The 20,383-nt window shown below is 43.0% G+C and carries 16 protein-coding genes; 12 read left to right on the top strand and 4 right to left on the bottom strand.

Annotated features, from left to right (window positions below):
- Positions 1 to 61: 61 nt before the first annotated feature.
- Positions 62 to 331, bottom strand: a complete 270-nt coding sequence (locus RG47T_RS00390) for a UBP-type zinc finger domain-containing protein (protein ID WP_074487351.1) — start codon at positions 329 to 331, stop codon at positions 62 to 64.
- A gap of 313 nt (positions 332 to 644) precedes the next feature.
- Between RG47T_RS00390 and RG47T_RS00395 the strand changes: the two genes are divergently transcribed.
- Both RG47T_RS00395 and RG47T_RS00400 read left to right on the top strand, forming a co-directional pair.
- Positions 645 to 830 carry a hypothetical protein gene (locus RG47T_RS00395; protein ID WP_139235702.1) on the top strand — a complete coding sequence of 62 codons (186 nt, stop codon included), beginning with the start codon at positions 645 to 647 and terminating at the stop codon, positions 828 to 830.
- A gap of 146 nt (positions 831 to 976) precedes the next feature.
- Positions 977 to 2,311 (top strand): sigma-54-dependent transcriptional regulator, encoded by a 1,335-nt coding sequence (locus RG47T_RS00400; RefSeq protein ID WP_074487353.1) that lies wholly within the window; start codon positions 977 to 979, stop codon positions 2,309 to 2,311.
- A 160-nt stretch (positions 2,312 to 2,471) separates the two neighbouring features.
- On the opposite strand, the gene RG47T_RS26545 is transcribed toward RG47T_RS00400, so the two are convergent.
- Complete coding sequence (locus RG47T_RS26545) at positions 2,472 to 2,648, bottom strand: hypothetical protein (RefSeq protein WP_245770835.1); 177 nt, start codon at positions 2,646 to 2,648, stop codon at positions 2,472 to 2,474.
- 52 nt (positions 2,649 to 2,700) lie between these two features.
- Between RG47T_RS26545 and kdpA the strand changes: the two genes are divergently transcribed.
- The 7 genes from kdpA to RG47T_RS00440 all read left to right on the top strand — a co-directional run bounded on the left by kdpA (position 2,701) and on the right by RG47T_RS00440 (position 12,525).
- Positions 2,701 to 4,419: a potassium-transporting ATPase subunit KdpA gene (gene kdpA, locus RG47T_RS00410; protein ID WP_074487355.1), complete on the top strand. Its 1,719-nt coding sequence runs from the start codon at positions 2,701 to 2,703 to the stop codon at positions 4,417 to 4,419.
- A 90-nt stretch (positions 4,420 to 4,509) separates the two neighbouring features.
- A complete protein-coding gene (kdpB, locus tag RG47T_RS00415) occupies positions 4,510 to 6,537 on the top strand; it encodes a potassium-transporting ATPase subunit KdpB (RefSeq protein WP_074487356.1) in 2,028 nt (675 codons plus the stop codon).
- Between the two features lie 19 nt (positions 6,538 to 6,556).
- Entirely contained in the window at positions 6,557 to 7,120 is a 564-nt protein-coding gene (locus RG47T_RS00420) for a K(+)-transporting ATPase subunit C (protein ID WP_074487357.1), read from the top strand.
- Between the two features lie 25 nt (positions 7,121 to 7,145).
- Positions 7,146 to 8,468 carry an outer membrane beta-barrel protein gene (locus RG47T_RS00425; protein ID WP_074487358.1) on the top strand — a complete coding sequence of 441 codons (1,323 nt, stop codon included), beginning with the start codon at positions 7,146 to 7,148 and terminating at the stop codon, positions 8,466 to 8,468.
- An 87-nt stretch (positions 8,469 to 8,555) separates the two neighbouring features.
- Positions 8,556 to 9,593, top strand: coding sequence for a porin (locus RG47T_RS00430; RefSeq protein ID WP_245770834.1), 1,038 nt, complete (start codon positions 8,556 to 8,558; stop codon positions 9,591 to 9,593).
- Positions 9,594 to 9,602: 9 nt separating this feature from the next.
- On the top strand, positions 9,603 to 10,727 hold the full coding sequence (locus RG47T_RS00435) for a sensor protein KdpD (RefSeq protein WP_074487360.1): 1,125 nt from the start codon (positions 9,603 to 9,605) through the stop codon (positions 10,725 to 10,727).
- Between the two features lie 31 nt (positions 10,728 to 10,758).
- Complete coding sequence (locus tag RG47T_RS00440) at positions 10,759 to 12,525, top strand: HAMP domain-containing sensor histidine kinase (RefSeq protein ID WP_074487361.1); 1,767 nt, start codon at positions 10,759 to 10,761, stop codon at positions 12,523 to 12,525.
- 48 nt (positions 12,526 to 12,573) lie between these two features.
- Here RG47T_RS00440 and RG47T_RS00445 read toward each other — a convergent pair whose 3' ends face one another.
- Together RG47T_RS00445 and RG47T_RS25880 are read right to left on the bottom strand one after the other, a co-directional pair.
- Positions 12,574 to 14,802 (bottom strand): ATP-binding protein, encoded by a 2,229-nt coding sequence (locus RG47T_RS00445; RefSeq protein WP_074487362.1) that lies wholly within the window; start codon positions 14,800 to 14,802, stop codon positions 12,574 to 12,576.
- 379 nt (positions 14,803 to 15,181) lie between these two features.
- Complete coding sequence (locus tag RG47T_RS25880) at positions 15,182 to 15,337, bottom strand: hypothetical protein (RefSeq protein ID WP_171972450.1); 156 nt, start codon at positions 15,335 to 15,337, stop codon at positions 15,182 to 15,184.
- Between the two features lie 282 nt (positions 15,338 to 15,619).
- Here RG47T_RS25880 and RG47T_RS00450 point away from each other — a divergent pair, with 282 nt between their 5' ends.
- The 3 genes from RG47T_RS00450 to RG47T_RS00460 all read left to right on the top strand — a co-directional run bounded on the left by RG47T_RS00450 (position 15,620) and on the right by RG47T_RS00460 (position 20,018).
- Positions 15,620 to 18,331: a carboxypeptidase-like regulatory domain-containing protein gene (locus RG47T_RS00450; RefSeq protein WP_083627238.1), complete on the top strand. Its 2,712-nt coding sequence runs from the start codon at positions 15,620 to 15,622 to the stop codon at positions 18,329 to 18,331.
- A 141-nt stretch (positions 18,332 to 18,472) separates the two neighbouring features.
- Entirely contained in the window at positions 18,473 to 18,988 is a 516-nt protein-coding gene (locus tag RG47T_RS00455; RefSeq protein WP_074487364.1) for a hypothetical protein, read from the top strand.
- A 46-nt stretch (positions 18,989 to 19,034) separates the two neighbouring features.
- Complete coding sequence (locus RG47T_RS00460; RefSeq protein WP_074487365.1) at positions 19,035 to 20,018, top strand: acetyl-CoA carboxylase carboxyltransferase subunit alpha; 984 nt, start codon at positions 19,035 to 19,037, stop codon at positions 20,016 to 20,018.
- Positions 20,019 to 20,383 lie beyond the last annotated feature (365 nt).

Here is a 20,383-nt window from a genome sequence, read left to right on the forward strand (position 1 = left end):
TTTCTGTTTCTAAATGTAAAATATATAGCTATAATTAGCGGATAAGGCTATTTAAAACTGCTTATTCGTAATCTGCAAACGACTCATCTTTATAGCACCACATCCACTTTTCGCCGGGCTGTGCCGATGTAATTACCGGGTGGCTGGTTGCATGGTAATGTGCCGTCATATGTTTCAACGGCGAATCATCGCAGCATAGCGTAATGCCACAGGTTTGGCAGGTGCGTAGGTGTACCCAATCGCTGCCCACTTTAATACATTCGGGGCATACCAGTTCATCGGCCAGCTTTATTTCTTTAATATCCTTAATATGTTGACATACTTCATTCATGGCAGGTTGTTTTTCACTAAATTAATATAATTAGGTGAAAATTATTGGTTGCCTAAATCCATTTCTTGCAGTTAACCTAAATCCTTTTGATCTGTAATCGCTTTTAAATTGTACACCAACCTTGCCACTTTGATAAAATACCATTTCAAAATGGAAAGCAAAATGCAAAATTTGTAATGAGTTTGTATAATTATAGGGCTTATTTAACACTAAAGTCCTAATAATGCGTACTGGTGCAATTTTGGCATGTGTTTTGGCTTATGTGGATATTATAGAACATAAAACTTCTATATCGACACATAATTTTTTAGTAATGATAGCATTTTACATAGCGCTTAAAGTAGGCGCTTTATTAGCAGTTGTACTTTTGCCGCTAATTAAAACTTCAAGAACAAAACAAGTACATACCCCAGCCCCGGTTTTAAGCAGTTTAGTGATAACAGAAAACGGGTACCTGCATTATCTGAGTAATAACTATGTTGGCCAAAAGGTTAAGTAGTTGAAAAAGAAAGTTAAATCAAATTTATAAAGCCTCTGGTTCAGGGGCTTTTTTTGTGAATTTTATATCATATAATTAAGATATTTACAACGGAATTTAGCAGGAGCCTTAAACACCTCTTGTTTACTCCGGGTAACAATTAAAGCATGCAACAAACGGTATTAATTATAGATGATGAGAAGAAATTGTGCGGGTTGCTTGCGCGGATCATCGAACTGGAAGGTTATAAAGCCTTGCAGGCCTACACAGGCAAAGAAGGGCTGAAAATTTTAACCAGCGAAAACGTACAGGTAGTGCTAAGCGATGTTAAACTGCCCGATGTAAACGGTGTTGAACTGGTAAAACAGATTAAAGAAAAGAAACCCTATGTAGAGGTGATATGCCTTACCGCCTATGGCACCATACACGATGGCGTTTTGGCTATCAAAAACGGTGCTTTCGATTACATTACCAAAGGCGACGATAACGACAAGATCCTCCCCTTGCTGGCCAAAGCTGCCGAAAAGGCTAACCTGCAGTATAAGCTATACCAGATAGAGAATAAGATTATCAGTCAGCATAGTTTCGAATCTATTTTGGGTACCTCGCATGCGGTTAAAGATGCCGTAAGCCTGGCCCGAAAGGTGTCGACTACGGATACCACGGTGTTGTTAACAGGCGAAACAGGTACCGGTAAAGAAGTATTTGCCCAATCTATCCACTATAACAGCACGCGTAAAAGCAAAAGCTTTGTGGCGGTAAACTGTAGCGCCTTTGCCCGTGAGCTTTTAGAGAGCGAACTTTTTGGCCATAAGGCCGGGGCGTTTACGGGGGCCATGAAAGATAAAAAAGGACTGGTTGAGGAAGCCGACGGCGGTACGCTGTTTCTGGATGAGATTGGCGAAATGAACATCGACCTCCAAGCTAAACTGCTAAGGGTACTCGAGTCGGGCGAGTTTATTAAGGTGGGTGATACCAAAACCCAGAAGGTAAATGCGCGCATTATTGCCGCCACTAACCGCGATCTGCAGGATGAGATCGATAGAGGACATTTCAGGGAAGACCTGTTTTACAGGCTGTCTGTATTTACCATTAAGCTGCCATCGCTTAACCAGCGTAAAGAAGATATCAAGCCTTTGGCCGAGTATTATCTCAAAGAATATTCTGAAAAAACCAATCGCAATATTACCGGCTTCGATGCCAATTTTATAGCCCAGCTGGAAACTTACAGCTGGAAAGGTAACATCCGCGAACTGAAGAACCTCATAGAGCGTGCCGTGATTTTATGCGAAGGCAACCTGCTAACTGTAGACCTGCTCCCGGTTGGGCACCGTATTGAAGAAGAATCGCCTGATACGGTATTTGATATGGCTATTGTAGAAAAGAACCATATCCGTAAGATCCTAAACTATACCAAAGGCAACAAAACAGAAGCTGCCCGGTTGATGAATATCGGGCTTACCACGCTATATCGTAAAATAGAAGAATACCATTTGGGCTAATCGGTACACTGCCAGAGCCAGGTATTGTTATTAGATCCCCATTTCAACGCACTCATTTGAAAAACAACCCTTCCATTATGGAAGGGTTTTCTTGTTTATGGGCATTTTGCTTTCTTTAAATTTCAACGTAATTATCTGATTTTTAATAAGTTGTTGTTAATTACTGGCGATTTGGTACAGCGTTTGGCAATAGGTTACAAATTAAAAAGATATGAATACGATCATTTTGTTTCTGGCCATACTGCTTTGCAGCTGGTTGATTTTTAAATCTATTGACTGGTTCGAAAAAATCTAAAATTATGTTAGCCCTATTCATCGTTTCAATCGCAGTTTTCATATACATGGTGTATGTACTGCTCAAACCCGAAAAATTTTAACCCTAACCCGCAATGAACACCGAACTACTTGGAATAATCGCCTCGTTTGTGGTCACCCTGCTGATCGCAATTCCGCTGGGTAAGTACCTGGCCAAAATGTATGCCGGCGAAAAGATCTGGACCGACTTTTTAAAACCGATTGAAACCGGAATTTATAAGCTATCGGGCATCAACCCCAAAGAACCCATGAACTGGAAACAGTTTTTAAAAGCCATGATGACCATCAATATACTGTGGTTGGTTTACGGCTTCTTTGTTTTAATATACCAGGATAAGCTGCCTCTTAACCCCGATGGTAACCCCGGCCAAAGCGCCGACCTGGCTTTTAACACCATTATTAGCTTTGTGGTAAACTGTAACTTACAGCATTACTCGGGCGAAACCGGCGCTACTTACCTTACCCAGCACTTCATCTTTATGTTTCTGCACTTTACCAGTGCTGCAACAGGTATGGCTTGCGCGGTTGCCGTTTTCAAAGCATTTAAAGATAAAACCACTACAGACCTGGGTAACTTTTGGGAGTTTTTTGTAAAATCCATTACCCGGGTGTTGCTGCCCTTATCAATTGTGGTAGCTGTTATATTAACCTTTAACGGTACGCCAAGCAGCTACGCCGGTAAAGACAAATTTATATCCTTACAAGGCGATACGGTAAATGTATCGCGCGGACCGGCTGCTGCATTTATCGCCATTAAACACGTTGGTACAAATGGTGGCGGCTGGTTTGGTGCTAACTCTGCCCACCCGCTCGAAAACCCTAACTACCTAACCAACATGGTTGAGGTGATAGCACAGGTAATATTACCGGTTGCTATGGTGTTGGCTTTCGGTTACTACATTCGCCGTAAAAAATTAGCCTGGATCATTTTCGGGGTAATGACCATCGGTGTGTTTATGCTGATGATCCCAACCATTACCAGCGAACTGGCTGGTAACCCGCTGATCGCCAAAATGGGTGTCAGCCAAATCACAGGCGCTATGGAAGGCAAGGAGGTTCGCTTCGGCCCTACAGCTACTGCTTATTGGAGCACCATGACCACCGTAATATCCACAGGCTCGGTAAACGGGATGCATGATAGTACGATGGCCTTAACCGGTTTATGGCAACTACTGGCCATGATGATTAACTCGCTGTATGGCGGTTGCGGTGTTGGTGTGTTAAACTATTTCATCTACCTAATCATCGCTGTATTTATCTCTGGTTTGATGGTTGGCCGTACGCCAGAGTTCTTAGGCCACAAAGTTGAGGCTCGCGAAGTAAAGATAGCGGCTATCATTACCTTATTAAGCCCCTTCCTGATTTTGGCTGGTACTGCAATTTCTACCTATGTATTCACCAATCATTTGGGTGGCGATTGGGCTGTTAAACCGTCAACATGGTTAAATAATCCAGGTCACCACGGTTTCTCGGAGATGCTGTATGAGTACACTTCATCAAATGCCAACAACGGTTCTGGCTTTGAAGGCCTGGGCGATGGTAACATCTTCTGGAATGTCACTACAGGTATCGTGCTTATCCTGGGTCGTTTCTTGCCAATTATTGGTCCGGTTGCAATTGCCGGCTTATTGGCCCAGAAGAAATACATCCCCGAAAGTGCCGGTACGCTAAAAATAGATACTAAAACTTTCGGCCTGATGACTTTTGCCGTAATCCTTGTATTAAACGCCTTATCCTATTTCCCTGCACTCGCTTTAGGCCCGTTGGCAGAATACTTCTCAATGCTTAAATAACAAAGCCCCACCCAAACCCTCCCCGGAAGGGAGGGCTTAAAAGTCTCCCCTACCGGGGGAGATTTAGAGAGGGCTCTTAAAAATAAACTGATGAAAACTCAATCAAATAAATTATTTGAGCCTGCCTTAGTGCAGACTGCTTTAAAAGAATCTTTCATTAAGCTGGACCCCCGGATGATGATCCGTAACCCGGTGATGTTTACCGTGGAGATCGGTACACTGGTTATGATCCCTGTGATGATCTACAGCTATTCGCATCAGGGGCAGGGTTCGTTTGCTTATAACTTTGCCATCTTCTTTATCCTGTTCCTAACTGTATTGTTCGCCAACTTTGCAGAGGCTATTGCCGAAGCACGCGGTAAAGCACAAGCAGACAGCTTACGTAAAACCCGTGAAGAGACACCCGCCAAGGTGGTAATGCCCGATGGCAGCATCGTAACCAAATCATCAAGCGATTTGCGCAAAGGCGATGTGTTTGTTTGCGAAACAGGCGATACCATCCCAACAGATGGCGAGATTATCGAAGGTATTGCTACTATAGATGAATCTGCTATTACAGGTGAATCTGCCCCGGTTATCCGCGAGGCTGGTGGTGATAAATCATCTGTTACAGGTGGTACTAAAGTACTATCAGACGAAGTTCGTGTAATCGTAACTACCGAGCCGGGCGAAAGCTTTTTGGATAAAATGATTGCTTTGGTAGAAGGTGCATCGCGCCAAAAAACACCTAACGAAATTGCGCTGACTATCTTGCTGGCAAGTTTTACACTGGTGTTCATTATTGTATGTATCACCCTGAAACCATTTGCAGATTATGCAAATACACCGATCACGATAGCCGCGCTTATATCATTGTTCGTTTGTCTGATCCCTACCACCATCGGCGGTCTGTTATCAGCCATCGGTATTGCCGGGATGGACAGAGCCTTGCGTGCCAACGTAATTACCAAATCTGGTAAAGCGGTAGAAACTGCAGGCGACATCGACGTATTGTTATTAGATAAAACAGGTACCATCACCATTGGTAACCGTAAAGCCACCCAGTTTTGGCCAGCGAAAGCGGTATCGCCCGATGATTTAATTACAGCTTGTGTACTATCATCATTAGCCGATGAAACACCCGAAGGTAAATCGATCATCGAACTGGCATCGGCTCATTTTAAATTGCCAACTGCACCGGCCGGTTCTGAGTTTGTGAAATTTACTGCCGAAACCCGCTCAAGCGGTATTGATACGCCTCAAGGTTTACGCATCCGTAAGGGCGCATTTGATTCCATTCGTAACATAGCCCTGAAAGCTGGTAACCCCTTCCCTGAGGAGGTTGAAGAACGTGTTAAAGAGATCTCATCAAACGGTGGTACGCCACTGGTGGTATCACAAAACGAAGTAATACTGGGTGTTATCCAACTACAAGACATCATTAAAACAGGTATTGCCGAACGTTTTGAACGCCTTCGAAAAATGGGGATCAAAACCGTAATGGTAACTGGTGATAACCCGTTAACCGCCAAGTTTATTGCAGAGAAAGCCGGTGTGGACGATTTTATTGCCGAGGCCAAGCCAGAGGATAAAATGAACTACATTAAAGCCGAGCAAAACGCCGGTAAGCTGGTAGCCATGATGGGTGATGGTACAAACGATGCCCCCGCATTGGCCCAGGCAGATGTTGGTGTAGCCATGAATAGCGGTACCCAGGCCGCCAAAGAAGCCGGTAACATGGTGGATTTGGACAATGACCCAACCAAGCTGATTGAAATTGTGGAGATTGGTAAGCAATTGCTGATTACCCGCGGTACCTTGACTACCTTTTCTATCGCAAACGACGTGGCTAAATATTTCGCCATTGTACCTGCGCTGTTTATCGCCTCTATCCCGGCATTGCAAAGCATCAATATTATGCACCTGCACAGCCCCGAGTCGGCCATATTATCAGCAGTGATATTTAACGCCATTATTATCCCGATGCTGATTCCGTTAGCCTTGAGAGGGGTAGAATACAAACCGATCGGCGCAAGTGCCCTGTTACGTACCAACCTGCTTTATTATGGCGTGGGTGGCGTAATTGCGCCGTTTATCGGTATCAAGTTAATTGATATGGTAGTAGGCTTAATGTTCTAATAATTAAAAATCAAAGACAATGAAAACTTTCATCATACAATCTATCAGATTGACATTAGTACTCACCGTGGTACTATGTGTGATATACCCGCTCAGCATCATGCTTATCGGTAAGGCATCAAAAGGTGCCGGTAACGGCGAAACCATTACCGTTAACGGTAAAGTGGTTGGCTATGCCAATATTGGCCAAAGCTTTACCAAACCTCAGTATTTCTGGGGCAGGCCATCGGCAGTGGCTTATAATGCTGCCGGTTCTGCGGGTTCAAACAAAGGCCCAAGCAACCCCGAATATTTGAAGGATGTGAATAGCCGTATAGATACCCTGCTGAAATACCATCCTTACTTAAAACGCAGCGACATCCCGTCTGACCTGGTAACTGCATCGGGTAGCGGTCTCGACCCGGATATTTCGCCGGATGCTGCAAGGGTACAGGTAGAGCGCGTAGCTAAATACCGCAAACTGGATGAGCAAAAGGTTGCTGCCTTATTAACTAACAATACAGAAAAACCACTTTGGGGCGTATTTGGCCCAAGCAAAGTCAACGTGCTTAAATTAAATATAGCACTCGATCAATTGAAATAAGAATTATAGAAAGCATTCAAAAATCATGAAAATACCCCTGCTCATAACAATTATAATAACTGCAATTAGTTTAAACACTAAAGCACAAGTTACTAATACAACAAAAAAAGATACGGTTGCCCGGTCATTGCCTTCGCCTATAGATTCGCCTCCTTTTCCGGGAAGCGAGTGGGATGGGGCGCCATTGGTCGGCTTGGACAATACCGCACCTATATATCCTTTACAAAAGGCGTTAGGCTTAACTAAAACCAAGTTTAGGATATATGGATGGGTTGATCCTGGTGCTAATATAAGTTCATCAAAAAACTCAAATGCGCCTGCCTCTTATGACATCATACCCAATAATGTGGTGTTAGATCAGGTGGTTTTACGCATGGAGGTGCAACCTAATACGGTACAAACAGACCATGTTTCTTTAGGCTTTTTGTTTGATAACGTTTATGGTACCGATTACCGCTATACTGCGGCCAAAGGGATTTTTAGCAGCCAGCTATTATCGCACAATAATAAATACGGATATGATCCGGCCCAGTTGTACGGCTTGATCTATTTCCCTAAGATAGGTGATGGGATGCTGTTAAAAGTTGGTCGTTTTATATCGCCTGCGGATATTGAGGCGCAATGGGCACCAGATAATTACCTGTATACCCATTCGTTGATGTTTACTGTTGATCCTTTTACATTTACAGGGGCACAGGCTACCTTTAAGCTAGGTTCGCATTGGCAATTAGAAGTTGGTGTACATGGCGGTAATGATGTTGCGCCCTGGAGTAATTCGGCCAGTTTAAATGGTTTGTTGATGGCTCGTTGGGTGTCTGATGATAATAACAACTCTGTGTATGCTGGTATTAATTCGCTGGGAGCAGGCAGGTATAAAAACAATCATGACGATTTGCAAATGGTTGTAGGTACCTGGGGGCATCGCTTTAACGGTACTATACATATGATGACCGAGGCTTATTACATCTGGCAGCATGATGCATTAGTGGGAGGTACAGTAATTGATGGCCCGCCAAGGCAATTTTATAGCGGGGTTGGGGCAGGTAACCTCATTCCCGGTACGGCAAGTGCTATCGGTGCGGTAAACTATTTTCAGATTAAATTGTCGGGTAAGGATTATGTCTCTATCCGTAACGGGTATTTGAATGACAGGCAGGGTAACCGAACCGGTTATGTTTCAACCTACTCAGACCATACCATTGGCTTTGTGCACAGTTTCAATACTTACTTTAGGTTACGGCCCGAGGTTAGCTATCAGCGTGCTTATGGCAATGGTATAACCCCCTATGATAATGGAACTAAGAAAGACCAGAAGAGCGCAGCAATGGATTTGATTGTGCGTTTTTAATGGTTGAGCTTGTTCATTTATAGGGTTAAATATTTTAATAAATTATAAATGAACAAGTTCAAAATTTTATTTGCTACAATTTTTATAATGAGTGCTTTAACAACATCGGCTCAGGATAACAAAAACTTAACCATTAGCGGTTATGCAGAAGTATATTATAGTTACAGTTTCAATAACCCGCCAGACCATAACATGCCACCTTTTGTGTATGCCTATAACCGGCATAATGAAGTTAATTTAAACCTGGGTTTTATAAAGGCAAACTATAACAACGATAATGTGAGGGCTAACCTGGCTTTAATGGCCGGTACTTATACCAATACCAACCTGGCTGCCGAACCCGGCGTGCTCAAAAATATATTTGAGGCCAATGCAGGCATCAGGCTCTCTAAAAAAGCAGATTTGTGGCTGGATGCCGGTGTGTTTGCATCGCACATTGGGTTTGAGAGCGCGGTTGGTAAAGATTGCTGGGTGTTAACCCGGGGTATCCTGTCAGACAATACGCCTTACTTTGAAACGGGTGCTAAGGTTAGTTACACTACAGATAACGGTAAGTTTATCGCTTCGGCCCTGTACCTTAATGGCTGGCAGCGCATACAGCGCCAGGATGGTAATAATAAACCTGCCGGCGGGTTGCAACTTACCTGGAAACCGTCTGAAGATGTTACTTTTAATTACAGCAATTATTTAGGGACAGAGGGAGCCGATTCGGTGGGTGTACGGCGGTTTTACAATAACTTTTATACGGTATTACAACTTGCACCTAAGTTTGGGATTACAGCAGGTATAGATTACGGTACCCAGCAAAAATCAAAAACAGATAAAAGGACTAACCATATTATATCGCCGGTATTTATTGCACGTTATATGCTGGCTACACAATGGGCTATTGCAGGCCGGATTGAATATTACAGAGACCCGAACGGAATGATTATAAGCACCGGGACACCGAACGGGTTTAAAACAACAGGATATTCGGTAAATTTAGATTATATACCTTTCCCTAATGCGGTGATACGCTTAGAGGGTAAAGTATTGAATAGCAAAGACCCTATTTTTATAAAAGATAACGAGGCCGTAGCGGCCAACAAGGTTATCACAACAAGTATTGCGGTTTCATTTTAAGCAGTAACAATGGCAGAGCAGGACAGCACCGTAAAAACGTTTATCGAACTGGTAAAAAAGTCGAGGCGGGGTAAGTTTAAGATTTACATTGGCATGAGTGCCGGCGTGGGTAAAAGCTACAGAATGCTGCAGGAAGCGCACGCCCTTTTGCGTAACGGAATCGATATCCAGATTGGCTACATTGAGACGCATAACCGTGCCGAAACCCAGGCCCTGGTTGACGGTATCCCATTTATACCGCGCCGTAAGGTTTTTTACAAAGGTAAGGAGGTAGAAGAGATGGACCTGCACGCCATTTTAAACCGACACCCCGAAGTGGTTATTGTTGATGAACTGGCGCATAGTAATATTGAAGGCAGCAAAAATACCAAACGCTGGCAGGATGTACTGGATATTCTAGAAGCCGGCATCAGCGTAATTTCGGCGGTAAACATACAACACCTGGAGAGCATGAACCAGGAGATAGAATCCATTACCGGGATTGCCATTACCGAGCGCATCCCCGATAAAGTGCTGGAACTGACAGACGAGATCGTGAACATAGACCTAACAGCCGATGAACTGATAGACCGTTTAAAGGATGGCAAGATCTACACCAAAGATAAGATAAACATTGCCCTCAAGAATTTCTTTCAGCCCGATAAGATCCTGCAGCTGCGCGAGCTGGCTTTGAAAGAAGTGGCGCACCATGTAGAGCGTAAAATTGATATCGAGATCCCCAAGCAAATTAAGCTTCGGCCCGAAAAGTTCCTGGCCTGTATCTCATCCAACGCCGATACGGCTAAAGTGGTGATTCGTAAAACAGCCCGGCTGGCATCTTATTACCGTTCGCCATGGGTGGTGCTGTATGTACAAAGCAGCAACGAAAGCGCCGATAAAATTAAGCTGGATAAGCAACGCCACCTCATCAACAACTTTAAACTGGCCACTGAATTGGGCGGCGAGGTTTTAAAAATTAAAAGCGACCAGATAACGCAAACCATTATACAAATTGCCGACGAAAAGGACATCACTACCATTTGCATCGGTAAACCACACCTTAATTTATTTCAGGTAATACTCCGAACGGCAATCTTTAACCAGCTGCTTAAATATATTGCAGCAAAAGAGACAGACTTAGTAATCTTATCCTGAATAAAAGCATTTATATTTAACCAGTTAAGCCATGAAAATAAAAAACAAACTTCGACTCGGATTCGGCTTCCTTTTCGTCGTAGTCATGTTCTTCGGAGCAGTGTCCATATTCTACATCCACCAAATTTCAGATAGCGCCAAGGTTATCCTTAAAAATAACTACGAGTCGTTGAGCTTTGCCCGCGAAATGCGCACCGTTTTGGACGAAAATAAATTGCCGTTAAACGGAGATGCCAAAAGCCAGTTTGGTAAGCAACTGCAAATGCAGGAGGCCAATATTACCGAAGTTGGCGAAAAAGAAGCTACTCTGGAATTAGAGAAAGATTATGATATTTTACAATTACCAAGCGCTACCCCTGCACAGCAATACCAGGCACAATATGATGCCCGCGCCCAGCTGCGTAAAATTGAGAAGGTAAACATGCTGGCCATTGTGCATAAAAATGAGCGGGCACAGGCATCGGTAAAAGAGGCTACTTTGTTTTTAGGCTTTGTGGGCTCGTTCACTTTTTTGGTGTTGTTTAGCTTTAGTGTAAACTTCCCCGGTTTTATTGCCAACCCGTTAAGGGAGCTTATCGATGGTATCAGGGAAATTAGCCAGAAAAACTACAACCAGCACTTGAATTTTAAAAAGAATGATGAGTTTGCCGAGGTAGCCCTGGCGTTTAATGACATGGCCGACCGCCTGAATGAGTGGGAGAATACCAACCTGGCCAAGGTATTATCAGAGAAACAGCGTATTGAAACTATTATTGAACAAATGCAGGATGCCATTATCGGTTTAAATGAAAAACAGGAAATCTTGTTTATTAATACCGTGGCCGAGAACATCCTGAATATAAGTGAGCAAAAAATAGTAGGCCAATCGGCCGAAAAGTTTACAGGCAGTAACGATCTGTTTAAATCTATACTGGCAAGTAACGGAGGCATTAAATCATTTAAGATAGCTTTAGCCGGCAAAGAAGCCTATTTTCAACTGGAAAGCCGCGAGATTGTGATTCCAAACCTTAACCCGCAAAAATCAGATATAATTACCGTGGCCAGTAAATCGGCGGGTAAGGTTTATATTTTACGCAACATTACCGAGTTTAAGGAGCGCGACGAGGCTAAGACCAATTTTATAGCTACGATCTCGCACGAACTGAAAACGCCCATCTCATCTATTAAAATGAGCCTTAAACTGCTGAATGATGAACGGGTAGGCGTGGCAAACCCGCAACAATTGGAATTACTGGAGCATATTAAAGACGACAGCGACCGCCTGCTGAAAATTACCAGCGAACTGCTCGACCTGTCGCAGGTAGAGACCGGGAATATCCAGTTAAACTTTGTGGTGTCAGACCCGGTGGAGATTGTGGATTATGCCCTGAACTCTGTAAAATTTAACGCCGAGCAAAAAGGGATCAAATTACAAGTAATAGCCCACCCCAATTTATCTAAAGTGCACGCCGACATGGAAAAAACGGCTTGGGTGCTGGTCAATTTTCTATCAAATGCGTTGCGCTACAGCCCCGAAAAATCGAAGGTAGTTATCCAGGTATCTGAGAAAAACAAGCAGGTGATATTCTCTGTGAAGGATGTTGGCAAGGGGATAGACGAGCAGTACCAGAAACGCCTGTTCGAGCGCTATTTCCAGGTACCTACCGATGGGCAGAATAAATCGGGCTCGGGCCTGGGGCTGGCTATTTCTAAAGATTTTATTGAAGCCCAGCAAGGAAAAATCTGGGTGGAGAGCGCCATTGGCGAAGGTAGCATGTTTTGCTTCTCGTTACCGGCGCATAAAATGGAAATAGCTTAGGCTGGCTGTGTCCAGCACGTAATTGCGAGGTATCCTCGCAATTACGTGTTATATATTATGCTTATAAAAAAATTCCACATAAAAGGTAGAGCCTTTGCTTAGCTCGCTGTCTACCCATACTTTACCATGGTGCTTTTCTATAATACGTTTTACAATAGATAAGCCCACACCCGAGCCTTCAATGTCGCGGGCATTTTCCAGGCGGCCAAACAGTTCAAAAACTTTTGGTAAATATTGTATATCTATACCGATGCCGTTATCGCTAATAGTGTAAATAACGCCGGTTTCGGTTAGTTTACCGGCAATGCCTACTGTAGGTGTGCCAGATGGTATGGCATATTTTATGGCGTTGCTGATAAGGTTGGCAAATACCTGGGCTATCATTACCGGGTCGCCGTAAATATCGGGCATGTCGCCAATGTTTACTATGGCATCGGGGGCATTGTATGCAACCTTTAAGTCTCTTACCAGGTCATTAATAATTGGTTCCATCTCGACGCGTTTATTCTGAACTTCAGACCGGCCGATACGCGAATAGTCGAGCACCTCGTTAATCATTACGTTCATTTTATCGGCGCCTACCATAATTCGCTCCATAATTCGCTGCGTTTTAGGTTCCAGATTGCCATTGCGGGTCAGTATTTGCGCATAACTTTTTATGGTGGATAGCGGGTTCTTTAAATCGTGCGAAATGGTAGAGCTAAAAGCATCCAGCTCTTCATAAGCCTGTTTTAGTTTGTCATTCAGCAGGCGTATGGCACTGGCTTTTTGGTTAATGGCATAAGTGATCTCTTCGCGCAAGCGGGCGGCCGATTTAATTTCTTCGTTACTCCAATTGATTGATGTGCCCGATACCTTCTGCGTCCACTCCCCAAATGATTTGCGGGGCGAAATCTGCATTAATCCATTGGCCGCTACTTCAGCCGGTTTTTCGGGATTACCTGCCCATTTAATGGTTTGTATCTGCTCTGGTTTAAACCAAAGTACATATTCATTCATTTCGCGCGAGAGCACAGAGATCATCAAGCCGCTGGCTATATCTTTATAAGCCGCCGCAGCCGGGTAAACGCTGCTAAGGTTGTTGGTAAAATGGAAAGAATCGCCCAGGTTATCTTTTATCCAATTCAGCAAGTCCTCAATCTGGTTGTCATTTGGTGTTTGGCCTATCTTAATAGTGTTGTTCTCATATAGCAATATAACACCGCTGGCGTTTGTGGTATCTAAAATGGTAACTTCTTGCTGAGTTAGGGCATCTTCAATACTGATGCTTTTAAGCAGGTATTTAGAGATCTGGTCTATCGCTACTTTATATCGTTGCGTTATCTGCTGGTTTTCTTCATCCTGGCGAAACTCTAGTGCCGATGACAGGATCTGGCCGATAAGCTTTGATGACTCTCTCGATTTATAATCAATAAACCGGGGCGTATAATTATGGCAGGCAATAAGCCCCCAAAGTTCCTTTTTGTAGATAAGTGATATACTGAAGCTGGAATCGACACCCATGTTTTTCAGATACTGAATATGGATTGGTGATACAGCCCTTAGTTGCGAAGGTGTAAGATCCAGAGGGATGCTGTTATCTGCCGCGGTAATAATCTTAGACGGCGCAGTGTGTACATTGGCAATTAGCCGGGTAAGGTTTAGCTTATATAACTCACGTGCTTGTTTTGGGATATCTGATGCGGGGTAATGCAGGCCCACCCACGGATCCAGGTCATCATTTTTAGCTTCAGAAATAACTTCGCCATGCCCGTCATCAGCAAAGCGGTAAATCATAACACGGTCGTAACGGATAATTTGCTTAACCTGGCGGGCTGCATTATCCAGCAGGTGTTGTAAATTTTTATCGGCCAGCATCTCAGAAATAGAGCGGCCAATCATTTTCTGAATATCAATGCTTAGATCTGATGTGGCAGGTTCAAACTCCAGGAGGTAATAATCATCTGTTGGGGATATCACAAGGTAAAATGGATTCCCCTGCACATCTGTTGTAAACGGATTAGTTTGCTCGAACCCGTTTTTTTTGCCGAAACTGATTAGTTGGCTTATAAAATCTTTCGGTTCATTTTGGCCTATCAGTAGCTCAACGTCATTAATACTCCGGCCCAGCAAATTGTTGCCTATACCTTCAACAAACACGGAAATATTATCACTGTGGTAACGGATGGTGTAATTATGATCAATCACAATTAAAAACCCGTGCGATTGTATTTGACCTGGTATATGGATAGGTTCTCTATCGCAATTATTCAGGTCGACCTCGTTATGATTAAGCATTCGTGCAACGTAAAGTTATAAACAAATATGACAAAATATTTCGGGTAATGACTGTTTATCCGGTAGGTGTGGGCTGCTCTTTTTAAAACTAACAGGAATAGTTGACGATGCTGATAAACCTACTACGTGTATTTGATGGCAATGTATGAAATAAAAAATGCATTCCGGCTCTCAACCCGGAATGCATAAAAGTAGTTTGTAATATCTACTTAATCAACTAAATCTCGAACCTCATGTTTAAAAGGGTTCGGATTATTAACTGCAAAAAAGCATTAATATTTTGTATAATTCTACAATGGCGGTAAAATAATTGTATTTTATACGGTTATTATATCGCCGGGGCATAAAAAAAGGAGCTTTAGGCTCCTTTTTTTATGATTTATCTATCGTGATGCCCATCATCATGATGCTCGTCATGCGGGTAACTGCGTCCTCTGTCGCTGCGTCGGCCATGCGGATCGCGGTTTACAAAACAGCTGCTTAACGAAGCGGCAAGGGTAAAAAGTAGGGCTATGCTAAAAAATGTCTTTTTCATAATTGTACGTATTACTGTAAGTATAACAACAAAAAGCTAAAAAAGATTAATCGCGTAACAGATTAGTTACTACAAAGCGGTTGATAGGGTGAACAGTTAACGTCATCCCAGCTTAATAAACGCTTTATAAGTCTTATTAGTCAATATATTTGCATAGGTATTGTATGCCTTGGTAATAATTGTAATTATTCATTTTTTAGTTATAAAATGTTAAATCGTTAGGCGGAATGATAATGTTTAGCCATTTTTACCCGTTATATAACGTATTAAAAAAATAAACTGTTGAAAAGATATCTCTACCTGCTGCTACTTTTTGTACTTACCCACTTATCGGCTCAGGCACAGCACGATAGCATCCCACTTAATTCCATCATAGAAAAGGCGGTTAAGACCAATAATGATCACCCTGTAGAAAAAGTATACCTGCACCTGGATAAGCCTTATTATGCCGTTGGCGATACCATTTGGTTTAAGGCTTATTTAACCATGGATTTCCATGTACCGTCAGAAATAAGCAAGGTGCTTAATGTAGAACTGATCAACTCGCGCGATTCTGTTGTTGAAGAGCTGAGGTTACCGGTGGCCAATGGTACTGCTTTTGGCAATATTGTATTATCGGGCTTAAACTACAGGCAGGGCAACTACCGTTTGCGGGCTTATACCCAGTGGATGTTTAATTTTAATACATCGTACATGTTTGATAAGATAATTACCGTAGGCAGCGCCCTTAATAAGGATGTGAATACCAATATATCTTACTCTGGTAACGTTAATGATAAAAACTCTAAACTTAGTGCCCGCATTTTATACCGGGGCACAGATGGTGCCATATTGCCAAACAAACGCGTAGAGTGGCGGATAGAAAAAAACGGTGATATTGTACTTAAGGGCCGTGGTAATACCGATGCCAAAGGGTATTTATACGTGGCTATTAATACCACCAAGCGCGAAGACATAAGCGGCGGCTTACTAATTACCAGTATAGAAGCCGAAAACAAGAAGACAGCCAACAGCACATTTATACTCAAAAATGCATTTAACGGGGCCGATGTGCAGTTTTTTCCGGAAGGAGGGATGCTGCTTGCCGATGTGCCATCGCAACTGGCATTTAAAGCAATACAGGGTAACGGCCTTGGCCTTGATGTTAAAGGCACCGTGGTTGACGGGCAGGGCAAAGAGGTGCTTAGTTTTGCATCGCAACATTTAGGTATGGGTAAATTTTTGTTTACCCCCCAGGGTAATACAGCTTACACCGCCAAAGTTGAGTTTCCGGATGGCAGCAAGGCTACTTACAACTTGCCGCGCGTAGCCGCAGATGGTATTAACCTGGCTGTAAATAATGCTAACCCGCATACACTGATATTACAGATAGGCGCCAGCCCGTCTTTTTATCAGAAAAATAAAAACAAGGCATTTTATATTGTAGCTAAAAACGGTGGTTTTGTAACCTTCGCTGCACAATCCATCCTTAACGAGCAAACTACTACCGCAGCCATACCAAAAAGTAAATTTAAATCGGGCGTTTTAGAAGTAACCTTGCTTTCATCGGCAGGCGAACCATTGAGCGAAAGGCTGGTATTTATTAATCATGATGATGCTTTAAATATAGCAGTAACGCCCGATAAACCATCGTATCTGGCCCGCGGGAAGGTAAGTTTAAATGTAGCCGCTAAAATGGCCGATAAGCCGGCAGAGGGAAGTTTCTCTGTAGCAGTTGTTGACGAAACTAAAGTGCCGTTTGCCGAAGATGCCGCCACTACCATTTTAAGTAATATACTACTTACAAGCGATGTGAGCGGTTATGTTGAGCAGCCCAATTATTATTTTATTAAGCCCGATGTAAAAAAAGTTGATGATCTGGATGTTTTAATGCTAACCCAGGGTTTCAGAGAGTTTGGGTTTACCGAAATACTAAGCGGCAAAATTCCGGCTGTTAAATTAGGGGCAGAGCAGGGGATTGCCCTATCGGGTATTTTGCGCAAGTTTAATGGCATCCCTGTATTTAAGGGTGCTGTGCGTATCATTATACCGGATAAAAATTTCTCGGCAGAAACCACCACCAATGCCGACGGCGAGTTTTCATTTAAGAATTTAGTATTCTCAGACTCATCTAAGGTTACCATTAGTGCGCGTAATAATGTGGATTCTAAAAACATGAAGATTACCATGAACACCGGTTTTTATCCGGTAGTTGGCCGTTCTGAAAACTTTGCCGATGAGATTATTAATATCGACAGCGTACTTAGCCCCTCTATTAAAAATAGCGAAAAACAGTACCAGTTTAATCAGATACTGAAAGAGGTTGTAATTAAGAGCGCGCCGATAAAAAAAGTTACCCACCAGGATTATTCTGCCTTAACAGGTTTAAGCTCTATTGCCGACCATGAGGTAAGCGGCGAACAGCTTAAAGGCTGTAATAACTTTGTAATGTGCTTAACTACGGCTTTAATTGGTATTACCTATCGCGATAATAATTTTTACATTACCCGCGACTATAATGCAGGTAACAAAAACCCGGTGCAATTTTACTTAAAAGGTATGCCGGTTGATGTTAGTTTCTTAAATAGCGTTAACCCAAACGAGGTTGAAGGTATAGAAATATTTAACAGTGATGGTTTCTCCAGCATTAATAAAATGAATAATACCAATGGCGTAATCTCCATTAATATGAAAGAAGTGCCAAAAGGTACTAAGGTTACTGCAAGCCAGCTAAAGGAGTTATTCCCCGATCAGAATGTGGTTACCTTTACGCCAAAGGGATATGCCAAAACACGCCAGTTTTATTTACCTAAATACGATGTATCTAAAGCGCAATTAGCAAGTGATTTGCGCACCACCATTTACTGGAACCCTGCCGTTATAACCGATAAACTGGGTAATGCAACCCTTAACTTTTACAATAGCGATGGCAGGGGTACCTACAAAGCAGTAATTGAGGGCATTGATAAAGATGGCAATATTGGCCGTACAGTTATACGGTATACCGTTAAATAAACTACACACTATCTATGAAAAAAGGGGGAAGCTACGGCTTTCCCTTTTTTATGCGCACAGGTGTGGTACAATGCCGGCGCTTAAGTATCTTAGGCAATATTTACGGCGCAAACACCTTACGCCTATTTTTGTTAAAAGCATATGATTAAAAAAGTACTTCAGTTAGCTTTTATTGTTTCTTTATCAGCGGTTACCCAAACATTACGGGCACAGCAAACAGATAGTGTGGCTATACGGCACTCTACTGTTAAAATACTTACCGACGAGCAGTACAATGCTATTTTAAATGGCGATGATGTTAACAATTTAGCTTATGTGGCCAAGCTATATCGGTATCCATATCCGGATCAGATCTTAAAATACCGGACGCATTTAAAATTATCGCCGCAGCAAATTACCAGGCTTAATGAGATTAACGCCACCTTGAAAATGAAAAAAACGGAAGTAGGCCTGTCTGTTGTGCAAAACGAACGTATGATAGACAGCTTGTTTCGTACCCGCCGTATTAATGAGAGTGTAATTGTATTTTACACTAACAGATATGGCTTATACCAGGGCGAATACCGTGGCGCTTTATTAATAGCCTGTTACAATAGCCGTAAAGTGCTTAACCCGGTGCAATTAAATCAGTTTAATGAGTTGCTAAATCATAATTAGCAATACAATATGATTTATGTAAATTAGCAGCCCCATTTAATAGTGTATGAAGATTACGTTTGATTTTGAAAAACCGCTTTCTGACCTGCAATCGCAGATTGAAAAGGTAAAGCAGGTTGAAGATAAAACCCAGGTGGATATGTCGGCTACGCTGACAGAGCTGGAAGATAAATTTGAGACTACTAAAAAACAAATATATAGCAACCTTACCGGCTGGCAGCGGGTACAGATATCGCGCCACCCCGAAAGGCCGTATACCCTGCAGTATTTAGAGCTGATGTGTGATGACTTTATTGAACTGCACGGCGACCGTACCGTGGGCGACGATAAAGCCATTATAGGCGGCTGGGGTTCTATAGGTGGCCACACGGCTATGTTTATAGGGCACCAGAAAGGCCGTAACACCAAAGAGCGCCAGTACCGCAATTTCGGTATGGCAAACCCAGAGGGTTACCGCAAAGCTTTAAGGCTGATGAAAATGGCCGAAAAGTTTAACAAACCTGTTATTACGCTGATTGATACTCCCGGAGCATTCCCAGGCTTAGAAGCTGAAGAACGCGGACAAGGTGAAGCCATTGCCCGTAACCTGCTGGAAATGTCGGTGCTTAAAGTGCCGATCATCTGCGTTATTATTGGCGAAGGTGCATCGGGTGGTGCATTGGGCATCGGGATAGGTGATAAGGTAATGATGCTCGAAAACTCATGGTATTCGGTGATCTCTCCGGAAAACTGCTCAACCATCCTATGGAAAACCTGGGATTACAAAGAGCGTGCAGCAGAAGCCCTGAAACTGGCCTCGCCAGAAATGTTGAAGAACAAACTGATTGACGGCATTATCAAAGAACCACTAGGCGGCGCGCACCAGGACCCGATTGCCATGGCATCAACCCTGAAAAAGCAATTGCTGAAAGATATGAAAGCCCTGCAGGAAAAAGAGATAGACCAACTGGTAACCGAACGCATAGACAAGTTCTGCGCCATGGGCGTAGTAATAGAAGACGAAGCCCCGGCAGCAGAACCGGAAGCATAGTTATTTCGGATATCGGAATTTCGATTTCGGATTTACTAAAGATATAAAAACAGCCGTAAGCTTATCGCTTGCGGCTGTTCTTGTTTAAGAGTATCGCGTTATGAAGCCTAAGGCTTTGAACTGGTTTTATAACCGAATTTGCAGCAGCTTCTATTTTGTCATGCTGAACGTAGTGAAGCATCTTCTGCACATGCTGGGCGGCTATGTTAATCGAAGAGGATTCTTCACTACGTTCAGAATGACAAAGCGATTTAATAAATAGAAACCCCTCGTGCGCTTCTTTGACGCGTGCGTATTGGTAGGGCATTTGTAATGCCATAATAGAAATGCCCGCTGGGTAAGCACGTGTTACAAACGCGCGTAAG

The organism is Mucilaginibacter polytrichastri (genome assembly GCF_001911425.1).
GTDB classification, from domain to species: Bacteria; Bacteroidota; Bacteroidia; order Sphingobacteriales; family Sphingobacteriaceae; genus Mucilaginibacter; species Mucilaginibacter polytrichastri.